Origin of the sequence: Xenorhabdus mauleonii (genome assembly GCF_900113945.1) — a bacterium.
GTDB classification, from domain to species: domain Bacteria; phylum Pseudomonadota; class Gammaproteobacteria; order Enterobacterales; family Enterobacteriaceae; genus Xenorhabdus; species Xenorhabdus mauleonii.
Genome location: NZ_FORG01000002.1, coordinates 103,126 through 119,913 on the forward strand (window position 1 = coordinate 103,126; position 16,788 = coordinate 119,913).

Here is a 16,788-nt window from a genome sequence, read left to right on the forward strand (position 1 = left end):
ATCGCATTATTCTTATTTGTTAGATAAAAATTCTTAATGTTACTAAATCAAAGCACTTTTTAACTTAACAACGGTTATCCAAAAATCGATAACTCTCTTCTTCCGAAGCCAATGAATCTAAATGGTTTGAAGACTGCAGCACAAAGGAAATGAGAATGTCACACCACAGCAATCACTATTCAAACGACCTGCAATTTTGGAAAAAACGCTATGAAATTCTGCCACCACCTTTGCTTCAACCTGCCAGCCCCAATCAATCAAACACTCACAACCAATCCCAATCCGTCGTCTGGCAAATAGACAAAGCACTTTTTCAGCGCATTGAAGGCACCATAGCCCAGCAAAAAATTTCCATTTTGAATTTCATCCATGCTGTTCTGGTTAGTTATTGTGCACGTACAACAGATGCCGACGAAATTGTCATTGCCCTCCCTGTTCATGACCATAAGCATGTTGAGCAACAAAATTCGCAGGAAAGTTTTTCAGATATTATTCCAATTGGTGTGACAATCTCATCTGAAGACACATTTTTTGACGTTTTACGTCAAACCACGGCCGAAGTTCGTCGTTGTTATGAACATCAATATGTGCCCCTTGCGGAGATTAACCGACAAACACAAGTCCAGCAAAAAACAGGGCGCAACCACTTATTTGATATTGCCATCTTTGACACAGAACCGTCATCCGAACCGTTTGAAACCCCATATCCTCTTTCCATTATCATCCGGCACCAAACAGCAGGCATTTTATGCTCTCCTGAACATGACATTTCTCCTCTTGCTCTGGAGTTTTGCTTCTCTACTGACTATTTCAGCACCACAAAAATCAGCGCCCTCCAAGCCCGTCTGGCTGTCTTGATGGAAGGCATCACCATTGCCCCAGACATTCCGATAGCCCGTTTACCTCTCTTGCCGGAAGCAGAACGCCAGAAAATATTGGAGGATTTCAACAATACCCACGTCTCTCTGCCCAAAAATGCCTTGATTCATCAGATGTTCGAAGAACAGGTTCAACGTGATCCCAATGCCATTGCGTTATTCTTTGAAGATCAATCCATGAGCTATAACGAGCTAAACCAGAGAGCCAACCGGCTGGCGCATTACCTGATTGCTCAGGGTGTACGGCCGGATCATCGGGTCGCAATCTGTGTCGAGCGCAGTCTGGAAATGGTGGTGGGCCTGCTTGCTATTCTCAAGGCGGGCGGTGCCTACGTACCCCTTGATCCAACCTATCCGGCTGAGCGTCTGGCATATATTCTCAATGATGCCTTACCCGTTGCCTTGCTCACACAATCAACGCTGCTCAGCACATTGAGCTGCGATTGCCCTACCCTGTTATTGGATTCACCTGAATTAACGCTGGAAACACAGCCCATTCACAATCCTGATATTCAGATATTGGGGCTGGCATCGCATCATCTCGCCTATGTCATCTACACATCAGGCTCTACAGGATTACCTAAAGGTGTAGAGATGTCTCTGGCCGCATTGTCCAATTTGCTGCAATGGCATCGCCAAGACACTTCACACTTCTCCGGAGGCGGAAAAACACTTCAATTTGCGGCATTAGGCTTTGACGTCGCCTTTCAAGAGATATTCACCACTCTTTGTGAAGGTGGAAGTTTAATTCTGATTAATGAAGAAATACGCCGCGATCCTCAGCAACTTCTTCATTTAATTCAGCAAAAAAAGATTAACAGAATTTTTCTTCCCTACATTGCCTTACAAAACATTGCTGAAGCTGCCAGTTACATTGAAGGTGAGTTTTCTTGTTTATCTCACATCATTACTGCTGGCGAGCAATTGCGCATTACGCCTGCCATCCGGCAATTTATACAGCGTTGCGGCACATGCCAATTGCACAACCACTACGGGCCAACTGAGAGCCATGTAGTCACGTCTTATACGTTAGCCGGAAGTGTTGAACAATGGCCTTCCTTGCCCCCGATCGGCCACCCTATCGCCAATACGCAAATTTATATTCTGGATACTCAAGGCCAGCCCGTTCCTCTGGGGATAGCAGGTGAAATCTATATTGCAGGAGCCAGTATTGCCCGTGGTTATTTGAATCGCCCTGATTTGACAGCAGAACGTTTTCTTCACAATCCGTTCAGTGCACAACCCGATGCCCGCATGTACAAAACCGGCGATTTAGGGCGCTGGCTGCCCGATGGCAATATTGAATATCTCGGCCGTAATGATTTTCAGGTCAAAATACGCGGTTTTCGCATTGAATTGGGCGAAATAGAAGCCAGATTAATACAATGCCAGGGGGTTCATGAAGCTGTCGTATTGGTTCATGAAAACGAAAAAAATCACCAAAAGCGCCTAATCGCCTACCTTCTTCCTCAGGCAAATGTGAAATTAGTCCCGTCAGAATTACGCCAACAGCTCTCTCAGCATCTTGCTGACTATATGCTGCCCAGTGCTTTTGTGAGCCTTGATGCTTTTCCCCTGACACCGAGTGGCAAGCTCGATCGCCGATCGTTGCCCGATCCCGATCAATCCGCCTTTGTGATATCCGATTACATCCCGCCAAGAGGGAAAATCGAAACTATCTTGTCCCAAATATGGCAAACCCTGCTCGGAATAGAACAAGTGGGGCGTAACGATCACTTTTTTGAGTTGGGCGGACACTCTTTAATGGTAGTCAGCCTGATTAAACAACTACATATTCACGGCCTTCACCTTAGCCCCCATACTGTGTTTGCGACACCGATACTGGCTGAAATGGCGAGCGCAATATTGGCTGCACAAGAGACGACCAGCACATTCCTTGTTCCTCCCAATGGCATCCCCGATAACTGTACTGCCATTACGCCGGAGATGCTGCCTTTGGTCTCCCTGACACAAGATGAAATAGATTCCCTTGCTGCGACAATTCAGGGTGGCGCTGCGAATATTCAAGATATCTATCCACTGGCGCCATTACAGGAAGGCATTCTTTTCCATTCCCTGCTGCAAACCCAAGGCGATATCTATATCGTGCTTAACTTGCTTGCGTTTGACACCAGAGACTATCTCGACGCTTTTCTGGCAGCCTTGCAACAGGTCATTGACCGCCACGATGTTCTGCGCACTTCAGTCCATTGGCAGGAATTGAAACAGCCAGTGCAAGTCGTCTGGCGGCATGCCTCCTTACACATAAACACCTTTGTTCCTGCCAGTGAGCAAGATATTCCAGCGCAATTGCTGGCATACCTCGATCCACAGCAGCACCAGATAACGTTAAATCAGGCTCCGCTAGTGGCCGCTCATATTGCCCACGACCCAATACAAGATGCTTGGTTGCTGGCCCTGAGTTTCCATCATTTGATCAGCGATCACATGACATTGGAGCTGATTATCGCTGAAATCAAAGAATTGTTGCACGATCGTGGCGAAAGCGATCATATCCCAAACAGACAGGTTGAAAACTTACCTCCGGCTCTGTCTTACCGTGATTTTGTCGCCCAATCCCTGTGTGTGCCAGAATCAGTCCATAAAGACTATTTTTGTAACATGCTTGCTGACGTGGATTCACCCACAGCTCCCTTCGGGATGTTGGATGTCCACAGTGATAAACGGGAGATAACGGAACTTTCGCAGCCACTTGCCCCCGCACTGGCGCAAGCCCTGCGTACTCAAGCGCGTCATCAAGGCGTCAGCCCCAGTGTGTTGTTCCATGTGGCATGGGCACTGGTTCTGGCAAAAATCAGCGGGCAGAATGATGTGGTTTTCGGCACGATTTTGCTGGGGCGAATGCAAGGCAGAGCAGGCATTGAGCAAGTATTGGGGCTGTTTATCAATACCTTGCCCATCAGGTTTTCCCTGGCAGATGCCAGCGCACAAGAAATTATTCAAACAACCTACCGCAATTTAGCGACCTTGCTGGAACATGAACAGGCGCCATTGGCATTGGCGCAGCGTTGTAGCGGCATCCCCCAGTCTCTGCCGCTGTTCAACACGTTGCTGAACTATCGCCATAACCAACCCGAAAACACCTATACCCACTGGGAAGGCATTCGTCTGCTTGCAGAAAAAGAGAGAAGTAACTATCCCATCAACTTATCTGTCGATGATTGGGGGAAAGAGTTTAGCCTAGTGGTTCAAACTGTGTCAGACATTAATCCTGCTCGCTTGATAGCCTATATGACGACGGCACTGACAGGGCTGCTTGACGCATTGGACAACCCCTTAAAAAAACCGCTGTTAGACATTGCTATTTTGCCGGCAGAAGAACAGCAGCAGTTACTGGTCGATTTTAATGCTACACAACAAACCTTTCCGCAAGATGCGTTGATTCATCAGCTATTCGAAAAGCAAGAACAGAACACGCCCGATGCGATTGCTGTCAATTTTGATGGCCAGTTGTTGAGTTATCGAGAATTAAACCAGCGAGCCAACCGCCTCGCCCATCATTTGATTGCCTTGGGGGTACGCCCTGATGAACGGGTAGCAATTTGTGTTGAGCGTTGCCCCGAAATGCTGGTAGGCATGCTTGCCATCTTTAAAGCAGGCGGGGCTTACGTACCGCTCGATCCCGCCTATCCTGCCGAACGCTTAGCTTATATGCTCAACGATTCTGCCCCGGTTGCATTGCTCATCCAGCAAGCCCTGACTCATCAATTGGATTGTGATATACCGACCATCATCTTGGATACTCAGGAACCTGCCAGCTTCGCTTTATCAGACAGCAATCCTGATAGCCGTGCCCTTGGCATCACCCCGCATCATCTGGCTTATGTGATTTATACATCAGGTTCGACCGGCCACCCCAAAGGGGTAATGATCGAACACCACAGTTTGTGCAATGTCATGAGCGATCAAAAAGAGATACTTGCCATCACTCCAGACAGCCGTATCTTGCAATTTGCCTCCAACAGCTTTGACGCGGCCATTTGGGAATGTTGCCTCACATTACTTTCAGGTGCTTGCCTGTATCTTGCCAAGCCGACTCAGCTCCTGCCCGGTGCAACACTGCTCCAATACTTGGAAACACATGCGATTACCCATGCTCCCTTCCTGTCTCCGACGGCCCTGATGGCTATGGACACCCTGCCTGCAACGCTACAGGTTTTAGTCGTCGCGGGTGAAACTTGTCCGCCTACGCTGGTCAAGCGCTGGGCTAACGGGCGGCAGATGTTCAATGCTTATGGGCCAACAGAAGCGACAATCTGTGCCACAATCTATCCATGTGAGAACCCATGTGATAACCAAACAGAAAATGTTCTCCCCATTGGCCGCCCAATCGCCAATACCCAAATTTATATTCTGGACGCCAAGGGTCAACCAGTGCCGCTTTGTGTCACGGGCGAAATCTACATCGGTGGGGAGAATGTTGCGCGTGGCTATCTGAATCGCCCGGATCTGACAGCAGAACGCTTTCTGCCCGATCCTTTCTCCGACAGGCCAAATGCCCGCATGTATAAAACCGGCGATTTGGGATGTTGGCTGCCTGACGGCAATATTGCCTACCTCGGCCGCAATGATTTTCAGATTAAACTGCGTGGGTTCCGCATCGAGCCGGGAGAGATCGAAGCGCAATTGGTAAAATGTCACGGAGTACGTGAAGCGGCCGTATTGGTGCGTGAAGATGAAACACACCAAAAACGTCTGATCGCCTATTTGCTGCCTGAAAAAGGCATTGAACTTATCCCGTCGGAGCTACGCCAGCAACTCGCCCAGCAACTTGCCGATTATATGCTGCCCAGTGCTTTTGTGACGCTTGATGCCTTTCCATTGACACCCAATGGCAAGCTCGATCGCCAGGCATTGCCTGCACCGGATAAAACGGCCATTGTCACACGCCATTACGAAGCTCCTGCCGGCGAAATGGAAATAGAGTTAGCCGAGATTTGGCAAGAGCTTCTCAAACTGGAACAGGTTAGTCGTTATGACCATTTCTTTGAACTGGGCGGCCATTCCCTGCTCGCTATTCAGTTTGCAGCGCGGGTATGCCAGAAACTGGCCCGAGAACTTCACTTACAACAACTCTTTGACAACCCTGTCCTCGCGGATTTGGCGGCTATACTCAGCAACACATCCGCACCCGCCCCAATCAGCATACCGATTGCCGAGCGTACTGCACCAATCCCGCTCTCTTTTGCCCAGCAACGCTTGTGGTTCCTTGCCCAGCTCGATCCGGCCGCCAGTCTGGCTTACCATATTCCGATCCTTTTACAGGTCAAAGGAGAACTCAATTTCTCCGCATTGACTGCCGCACTCAACAATCTTGTTGCACGGCAAGAAAGTCTCCGCACGCGCATTGTCCAGATAGATGAACAGACTTATCAGCAAATTGATGCCGAAGATATCGGCTTTACGCTGACTTATCAGGATCTGCGTTCCGAAAGTGGCGACGCTCAACAAAATCACATTGCTGAATTAGTTGAAAATGATTCTTGTACCCCTTTTGATTTCACTCATGGCCCGCTTATCCGTGGGCAATTGCTACAGCTTGCGGAAAAGGAACACGTTTTACTCCTCACCCAGCATCACATTATTTTTGATGGCTGGTCAGCAGGTATTCTCCTGCATGAACTTGGCATACTCTACCGTGCAGCGCTTGAAGGTCACAACACGCCTTTGTTGCCTCTGCCAATCCAATACGCTGATTACACTGTGTGGCAACGTGAATACTTGCAAGAGCATACCTTGGTGGCACAGCGTGATTTCTGGAGAGAGCAACTGAAGGGAGCACCTGCTTTACTGACATTGCCGAGTGACCGCCCGCGTCCATCAGTGCAGCGCTATGCCGGCAATCAAATCCCTATCCATTTAAGTGCTGATTTACTGGCTTCCATTAAGGCATTGGCACAACGTCAGGATATAACGTTATTCATGACACTGCTGACCGGTTGGGCAATCGTCCTTTCCCGCCTCAGTGGCCAAGATGACATCGTTATCGGTACGCCTGTCGCCAACCGTCCAAGGCATGAACTGGAAAATGTCATCGGCTTTTTCGTCAATACGTTGCCGTTACGTATCACGCTAGAAAATTGCAACACGGTGGCAGAATTATGTGCTCTTGTACGCAAGCAAGCACTGGCCGCTTATGCGCATCAAGATTTGCCTTTTGAGCAATTGGTTGAAATTCTGCAACCTCAGCGCAACTTAAGCTACAGCCCGATTTTTCAGGTTATGCTGGCACTGGATAATACACCGCCACAATCTTTCGAGTTGCCTGATTTATCCATCTCTTTCATAGAGCAGGCACTCCACAGTGTACATTTTGATATCACCCTGTCACTGACCGAAACCGTGGACGGGTTAAGTGGTCATCTGGAATATGCTTCAGATCTGTTTGATCGAAATACCGTTGAAAGAATGGTCAATTATCTGACGCAAGTATTGACCGCCATGGCAACGGATGAAATGCAGGAAATTGCTCATCTCCCCCTATTATCGGCAGCAGAACGCCAGCAATTGTTAGTTGATTTCAACGCAACCCAGATTGATTTTCCGCAACATGCCTTAATTCATCAATTAGTTGAAGCGCAGGTACAACGCACCCCTAATGCCATCGCCGTAACTTTTGAAGAACAATCCCTGAGTTATGATGAACTGAACCATTGCGCCAACCGCTTGGCTCACCATTTGATAGCGCTGGGAGTACGGCCAGATGATCGGGTGGCAATTTGCCTCGAACGCAGCCCGTTGATGATTGTAGGTTTGTTGGGCATTCTGAAAGCTGGTGGAGCTTACGTACCGCTTGATCCCAATTATCCCTGCAAACGACTGGCGTATATCCTTGAAGATTCCGCACCAAAAGTCGTCCTGACACAAACGAAACTACGCGGCCTTGTTGACTGTTCACTCCCCACAGTGATATTCGACAGTGCTGAACAATATTTTGATACTGAACAAAATATTGACACCGTAGCAACCTGCAATCCGGATACGCAGGCACTGGGATTGGCATCACACCATCTGGCCTACGTGATTTATACTTCCGGTTCCACAGGGCAGCCCAAAGGCGTCGCGATAGAGCACCGCAATACCGTGAATTTCCTCACTTGGGCACAGCAAAATTTCACACCGGAAGAATTGGCTCATACGCTTTGTGCGACTTCACTGAATTTTGATTTAGCCGTATACGAATGTTTTGCGCCGCTTATCGCCGGAGGAACAGTGCACCTTGTCCCGAATGCACTTTCACTGACGACATTAAAACCCACTGAGGTGGAATCGACGATCCGTCTGATCAATACCGTTCCGTCCGCTATCCTACATTTGCTCAATGCCAATGCCATTCCTGCGTCAACCAGAACCGTGAATCTGGCGGGTGAGGCCCTGAAATCCACTGTTGTTGAACAGTTATTCGCTTCCTCATCAGTGCAAGCCGTGTGTAATCTTTATGGCCCTTCTGAGACGACCACCTATTCAACCTGGACACGCATGAACCGGGCAACCGGCTTTGCTGCCCATATCGGCCGCCCTATTGCCAATACCCAAATCTATATTCTCGACACACATGGTCAACCGGTTCCTCTCGGTGTCAGCGGCGAAATCTATATTGCCGGTGCTGGCGTTGCCCGTGGTTATCTCAATCGGCCTGAACTGACAGATGAACGCTTTTTACCCGATCCGTTTTCCTCGCAGCCTGCTGCACGCATGTACAAAACCGGCGATTTGGGCCGCTGGTTGCCTGACGGTAATATTGAATACCTCGGCCGCAACGATTTTCAGGTCAAAATACGCGGTTTTAGGATTGAACTCGGTGAAATTGAAACAAAACTTGAGCAGTGTCGTGGGGTACGTGAAGCAGTCGTCATCGCGCGTGAGGATTCCCAACAACAGAAACAACTGGTTGCCTATCTGCTCACTGAATCAGACAGGCAGCCCACACCGGCAGAATTACGCCAGCAACTGGCGCAACAGCTTACCGATTACATGATCCCCAGTGCTTTTGTCATGCTTGATACTTTCCCGCTGACGCCCAATGGCAAGCTTGACAGACAGGCACTGCCTGCTCCGGATGCCTCCGCTGTCGTGACGCAGGGTTATGAAGAGCCGATTGGTGAAGTGGAAACGGCGCTGGCGCAAATTTGGCAAACTCTCTTGGGATTCGAGCGCGTGAGCCGCCATGATCATTTCTTTGAACTCGGCGGCCATTCCTTGCTTGCTATCCAGCTTGTCATTCGGGTACGCCAAAATCTGGCACTGGAATTCTCTTTACCACAACTCTTTGCCCACCCAGTGCTCTCGGATCTGGCCGCCACGCTCACGGGGGCGGCTGTGGCCACTCAAGCAGCGAAGATCCCTGTGGCTGAGCGCCACCAGCATCTGCCGCTCTCATTTGCCCAGCAGCGCCTGTGGTTCCTCGCCCAACTGAATCCTGCCGCCAGCCTGGCCTATCATATTCCGGCGGTATTGCACCTTCGCGGGCAACTTAATCTATCGGCGTTCAAGGCCGCGCTGGATTTGCTGGTCGCACGACAGGAAAGTTTACGCACCCGATTTACTTTCGTTAATGAACAACCTTGCCAACACATTGATGCTGAAAATATTGGCTTCGCCCTGAATTATCAGGATATACGCGAATTGAATAACGGCTCTGGCGTGGAACAAATCGATGAACGGATAGCACAGGAAACACAAACGCTGTTTGATTTCTCCAATGAACCGCCAATCAGGGGCCAATTACTGCAACGTTCGGACGACGAATATATCTTTATTCTCACTCAGCACCACATCATCACGGATGGTTGGTCGGTGGGAATATTCATTCAGGAATTGGGCCAGCTCTACCGTGCTGCCCTTGAAGGGAAAAAAGGGCTGCTGCCGCCTCTGCCCATTCAATATGTTGATTACGCTGTTTGGCAACAGGAGTGGCTGCAAAGTGACATGATGGCGGCTCAACGGAATTTCTGGCAAGAGCAACTTCAAGGCGCACCTGAGTTACTGGCGCTTCCTACCGATAGACCACGCCCACCAGAGCAGAGCTACACAGGCGATAGCATTCCTATCCATCTGGATGCAGAATTGCTGGCCCGCCTCAAGGCGCTTGGACAACGGCAGGGAACGACATTATTCATGACCTTACTTGCGGGCTGGAGCATTGTGCTTTCCCGCTTGAGTGGTCAAAACGATATCGTTATCGGCACACCGGTCACCAACCGCCCGCAAAGTGAATTGGAGGGTATCATCGGCTTTTTCGCCAATACCTTGCCTTTGCGTGTTGAGCTGGAAAATAGCCACACCGTGGCAGAATTGCTCACCCACATCCGTGAACGCGCCTTGGCCGCTTATGAGCACCAAAATCTGCCGTTTGAACAATTGGTGGAAATTCTGCAACCTAACCGTAGTTTGAGCTACAACCCGATTTTTCAGGTTATGCTGGCACTGGACAACACGCCGGTTCACTCCCTTGAATTACCGGGCTTATCCGTTTCCATGCTTGAACAAACGCGCAACAGCGCACATTTTGACCTTACGCTGTCACTTGCCGAAACCAAGAATGGGTTAACTGGCTATCTGGAGTATGCCTCAGATTTGTTCGATAACGTCACCGTTGATCGTATCGCAGGCTACCTTATTCAGGTGCTGACCGCCATGACAGTGGATGAAAAACAGAATGTTGCCCACTTGCCGATGCTCTCTGCCGCAGAGCGCCAGCAATTGTTGGTCGAGTTCAACACGCCGCATTCCGAATGCCCACAGTTAGTTGACGAACCGTTTTTACACGAACCGTCGCGTTCACAACGTGGATTGATTCACCAATCATTTGAAGAGCAAGTGCAACGAACACCCGATGCCACCGCCGTCATCTTCGGCGAACAATCCCTGAGCTATCAGGAGTTGAATCGCCGTGCCAATCAGCTCGCACACCGTTTGATTGCCTTCGGTGTGCGCCCTGATGATCGGGTGGCAATCTGTGTTGAGCGGGGTTTAGACATGATTATTGGCCTGTTCGGCATTCTAAAAGCCGGTGCCGGTTATATCCCCCTCGATCCCGAATACCCCTCTGAGCGGCTGATTTATCAATTGTCGGACGGCAAACCGGTATTATTGCTGACTCAGAAACACCTGCAAAAAGGCTTGTTTGTGCAAGATCTGCCCGTATGGCAACTGGATGATGAAACCTGTCACCAGAGTCTGGCACAACAGCCCGTGTACAATCCTGACAGCGAACAATTAGGGCTGAAACCTCATCATCTGGCCTATATTATCTACACATCCGGCTCCACCGGGCATCCAAAAGGCGTCATGCTGGAACATCACAATGTAGTGAGTCTTATCCATGCCCAACGTCAGGTCAGCCAGCCTCAGTTGGGTGATCGCATTCTGCAATTTGTCACTGTTGCCTTTGATATTTCCGTTTCTGATATTTTTCCTACCCTTGCTTCGGGGGCTGCACTGGTTTTACGCCCTGCCCACATCAAAGTGCCGGATATGGGGTTCGTCAATTTCTTGCGTGAACAAAAAGTCACCATTATCAATGTGCCGACGGCATTCTGGAATCACTGGGTAGAAGAAGTGATGGTCGGGCACCGGGGTTTTAGCCCCTATCTGCATACGGTCATTGTAGGGGGCGATAAAATCGAGCAGCGCTATTTAGCCGACTGGTTATCCTGCCCTGAAACGCAATCCTGCCGTTGGTTCAACGCCTATGGCCCGACTGAAATCACCGTGACCGCCACCGCATTGCAAATAGATGGCAAACACGCTCTGCCGGTAACGGATAACATTCCCATTGGGCGCCCACTTTCCAATACCCGCATGTATATCTTGGATGCATTCGGCGAACCTGTGCCCATTGGCGTGGGCGGCGAAATCTACATTGGGGGCCAAGGTGTTGCCCGGGGTTATTCAAACCAACCCAAACTCACAGCAGAAAGATTTGTCTTTGATCCTTTCAGCGAACAGCCAAATGCCCGCATGTACAAAACCGGTGACTTGGGCCGCTGGCGGGCGGACGGGAATATCGAATTCCTCGGCCGCAATGATTTTCAGGTCAAAATACGTGGCTTCCGCATTGAATTGGGTGAAGTCGAAACCCGATTGATGCAATGTAACGGTGTGCGTGAAGCGATTGTGCTTGCCCGTGAAATGCCCGTTCAAAAAGGAATGGCCAGTGACAAACGCCTTATTGCTTACCTACTGGCAAAACCGCATGTGAAGCTGGTGCCCGCAGAATTACGCCAACAACTCTCACTGCATCTTGCTGATTACATGCTGCCCAGCGCCTTTGTTGTTCTTGACGCTTTCCCTCTCGCCCCCAATGGCAAACTTGACCGTCAGGCACTGCCGTTACCTGATCAATCTGCTTTTGTCAGCCATACCTATGAAGCACCTATCAACGAAATGGAAATCGCTCTGGCCCAAACATGGCAAACATTATTGCGGCTGGAAAAAGTGGGGCGTCGCGATCACTTCTTTGAATTGGGTGGACATTCGCTAATGGTGGTGAATTTAATCGAACAGTTGCGATTACAAGGCTGGAAGCTTGATCTCCGCTCCGTGTTTGCAACGCCAGTACTGGCCGACATGGCACTAGCGATGCAACCCATTGAAGAACATGCCACTGCATTTATTGCGCCACCGAATCTCATTCCTGATGGCTGTACAAAAATCACGCCGGCCATGTTGCCTCTCATTTCTCTGGCGCAACATGAAATTGACACTATCACGGCGGTGATTCCCGGTGGTGCGGCCAATATCCAAGATATCTACCCCTTGGCTCCCTTACAGGAAGGTATGCTGTTCCATCATCTGTTACAGACTCAAGGGGATATATATCTGTTACAGCTCTTAATGGCCTTCGACAATCGTGAACGCCTTGATGCTTTTCTGTCTGCTTTCCAACAGGTGATTAACCGCCACGACATTTTGCGTACCGCTATTTGTTGGCAAGCTCTAAAACAGCCAGTGCAAGTCGTCTGTCGTCATGCATCCCTGCATGTTGAGACTTTTGAGCCTGAAGATGATCACGCCATGCTGTCTCAGTTACAGGCACATACCAGTCCGTACAGGCATCGCCTTGATATACACCAAGCCCCGCTTATCTCTGCGAGTGTTGCCCATGACCCGCATCAGGGGGAATGGTTACTGGCGATGTGCGGCCACCACATACTGAATGACCACATTTCACTGGACATTATCATTTCTGAAATCAATGAACTTATGCACCGACGGGCCGAGCCTGCCACGCCGGCTTTGCCTTACCGTCACTTTATTGCCGAGACACTGAAAATACCGCCTTCATCACATGAAGCTTATTTCCGTGAAACGCTGGGCGATGTCGAGATTCCCACCGTGCCTTTCGGCCTGCTGGATATCTACAGTGCAGACAGGCAAGTGACAAAGACCAGTCAGCTTATCCGTGCCTCCCTATCGAGAAACATCCGCAAGCAAGCACGCCGCCATAAAGTTAGCTGCGGTGTGCTGTTTCATGTCGCTTTGGCGTTGGTATTGGCAAAAATCAGTCGTCAGGAAGATGTTGTTTTCGGCACTGTTTTGTCGGGACGTATGCAAGGCGGAACCGATATCAATCAAATTCCTGGCCTGTTTATCAATACCCTGCCCACACGGATCCGGTTGGCTGAAAACAGCGTCCAACAGACCGTGCAAGCGGCCTACCGCAGTTTGACGCAATTGCTCGAACATGAACAAGCCTCACTGGCATTGGCCCAGCGCTGTAGCTCAGTCGCATCCCCTTTGCCTCTCTTTAACACACTGCTCAACTACCGCCATACTCCGATGGATGCAGCCCGCACCGCATGGGAAGGCGTGCGCCTGATATCCGCAGAGGAAAGAATGAATTATCCCCTCTACTTTGCCGTGGATGATCTGGGCAAAAGTTTCCAGTTAGAAGTTCAAGCAGTGCAAGGAATCGATTCATCCCGCCTACATACTTACATGCTCAGTGCATTGTCTGGTTTAGTTGAAGCATTAAATATCGCGCCTCAACAACCTATTGTGGATATACCGATTATTTCCGACATGGAGTTGCAGCAGTTACAAATTGATTTCACGAGTCATGCTGGGCAGAGAGAGCTTGCATTTGAGCACGCCGCTTTGGCAGGCCCCCCACATGAAGCTCCTCGCGGTGATGTGGAAACAGCCTTGGCTCAAATTTGGCAAAAACTGCTCAAACTGGAACGTGTGAGCCGACATGATAATTTCTTTAGTTCAGGGGGGCATTCACTTACCGCAATCCAGCTATTGGCCCGTATGCATGAGCAAAACATGCACGTTTCATTGATGGATTTATTCACCCATCCTACTTTGAAGGAAATGGCAATGGTGGTGGATGATAGCCGAATGCCTTGTGTATCCGGCGAATAGCGCTTTATTTTATAAAAACCGGATATTTGATAATAACCAAACAAGTGGCTGTTCCGGCAGCCACTTGCCAGCCCGTTGGCAAATATGACGGCAAAACCCTTTTTCAATCGCAGGATATACAGCCTGCAGTGATTCAAACCCACGTCTGACAGTTTCATGCTCAACCGTGCAAATATATATCCAACTGGCACTGAGGTTATTGGGTAAAACTTTGTATCTGAAAAATACGCTGCCTGAGAAATCACGCCCCCAAGAGAAAATTATGCGGATTTTTATTGAAGAAAGAAATTACGTTCCTTTTAGTTTTATTACCCTTTATTGGATATACGCGTCGTACTTCAAGGTGCATGTATTATCATCCCGCGTCGCGGGATGATAATACGTTGCTTCCTGAAACTTGGAGTTAATAGGGTATATATCACGTATTAGGTATCTCACGATTTTTTGGCGAAATAATAACTTCAAAGAAAAACTTTTTAATAATGATATTGTCAGATATGGTACATCTATTTATTGCAGTAGCGCCCAGATATGGTCAATCATTCCAACAATATTTTTTAGGAACTTTTATAATGCCATGGACATTTTCACATCCAGCCGCTGTTTTTCCTTTGAGAAAACTTCCCGGAGGGAAGCTATTGAATTTACCGGCTCTCGTTGTCGGAAGTTTATCCCCTGATTTTTTTTACTCTATTATGCAATATAAACTTGCGGCGACTTCGCATCACTTGCTGGGATGGTTTTATACTGCATTTCCTTTATGCCTGCTCATATTCTTCATTGTGCGGCTATTGTCATCCCCTTTGTCCAACCTTTTCCCGTTGTCCTTTTCCCCTTATGTAAAACAAGGATATAAAGAAAAAGCTATTTTTGTTTTATCGTTATACATAGGGGCTATAACCCATATAGCTTGGGATGCTTTCACTCACGAAACCGGTTTTTTCGTGAAACTCTTTCCTTTATTACAATCCCGTATTTTTCATTTTATAGCCGATGGGCAAGGCATAGGAATATATAAAATTCTGCAACACCTCAGCTCACTGTTAGGATTGCTGTACCTGGTGACAAAATACTGGCAGTACCAGAAAAAATTAGCACCCGCTATTCAAGCAAAGAACAAAGTAAAACTCTATCGTCTGCTCGGCATTGGATTTATTTCAGGCTTTTTAACCTTGCCTGTCGCACTGTTTTTATCTTGGGAAATTTCAGGAATTGATATAAAAAGATTAACTTTTCTTGAACTGACGCTATCTGTCCCCGTTTTCTTGATTGTTCTGATAATTATTGCTGTATGGAACGCCTGTTTTATGCCAATGAAAGATAGGGCAAATCAACGTTAACTTATTGGTATTTTTTGTCGTTTATTGATTGATGGTTACTGATAAGTCAAGGTGTCCGGATTTGGGATAAATATTAACCCCATGTTCTGCTCGGGGGTTAATATTGATAGTAACTTGCTTAGGAATTCATAATGAAATCAAACCTAAAAATAGCTGCCGCACAATTTAATCCAGCTAGCGGTGATATTACCGAGAATATAAAGAAACACTTGCAATTAATCTCTGTCGCCGTCAATGAGAACGCCGATGTCATTATCTTTCCTGAGCTTTCTTTAACTGGGTATGAACCTGAATGGGCGCGAGAGTTAGCTTTTATTGATTCTGACCCGCGTTGGGAACCGTTTTCACTCATTGCACAAAAACATGGCATAACGATTATTATTGGCGCGCCGGTGAAAAATGGCGATGACAAACCTCAAATTGGTTTATTTATCATTCAGCCCAGCAATCCCGTTTCCCATTACAGTAAAATGCATCTACATTCAGGGGAAAATGAGTATTTCACAGCGGGTTCATGTGAGAAGGTATTTCAACTTGATAAGCATACTTTGGGGCTGGCAATATGTGCTGATACCGGTATTGATTCCCATGCCAGCAATACGGCGACGGCCGGAGCATCCATCTATTTAGCGTCAGTATTAATTACGGGTAAAGGCTACATTGATGACACAATTAGATTACGCAACCACGCAAAATCCCACGGTATGGTGGTCATAATGGCGAATTTTTGCGGCCTTACTGGAGGCTGGAATACCACCGGAAAAAGTGCAATCTGGGATGAATGTGGCAATTTACTCATTGAAGCCCCAGAAAATCACGCTTGCCTTGTCATTGCCGAAATAAAAAAAACTGGCATTGATGTGCAATGTATTCCGGTTTCCATTGGATCTTAATTCATTAAATGTGGATTAACCTGATTAAGTACACGTTCTAAGTAAAGCGGTCAGTTAGTATAGTCAGCATCTTACTCGCCAAAAGAAAATGCTCTAGGATCTACAAACAACTGACCGAAATTGTTATTACCTTGCCAACCTATTCAGCCATGTCGTTTAATTGGATAATCACTTTATTTGTCATAGATTATAGGATGCAGGTTAGATCCTTCACCGTACAGCTCACCCCTGTCTTCCGCCTGCTTAATTTTGTCGACTGCACCGATGATCAGATTACCTTTCTTA

General features: G+C 48.1%; 3 protein-coding genes. All 3 read left to right on the top strand.

All coding sequences use genetic code 11. The features are described 5' to 3' along the window. Positions 1 to 155: 155 nt before the first annotated feature. The 3 genes from BM100_RS02110 to BM100_RS02120 all read left to right on the top strand — a co-directional run bounded on the left by BM100_RS02110 (position 156) and on the right by BM100_RS02120 (position 16,503). The gene (locus BM100_RS02110) at positions 156 to 14,270 is read left to right on the top strand and encodes a non-ribosomal peptide synthetase (RefSeq protein ID WP_169924648.1); all 14,115 of its coding nucleotides are present in this window, start codon (positions 156 to 158) and stop codon (positions 14,268 to 14,270) included. Between the two features lie 482 nt (positions 14,271 to 14,752). Next, on the top strand, positions 14,753 to 15,610 hold the full coding sequence (locus BM100_RS02115) for a DUF4184 family protein (RefSeq protein WP_244590545.1): 858 nt from the start codon (positions 14,753 to 14,755) through the stop codon (positions 15,608 to 15,610). Between the two features lie 131 nt (positions 15,611 to 15,741). Continuing rightward, positions 15,742 to 16,503, top strand: coding sequence for a carbon-nitrogen hydrolase family protein (locus tag BM100_RS02120; RefSeq protein ID WP_092507491.1), 762 nt, complete (start codon positions 15,742 to 15,744; stop codon positions 16,501 to 16,503). Positions 16,504 to 16,788 lie beyond the last annotated feature (285 nt).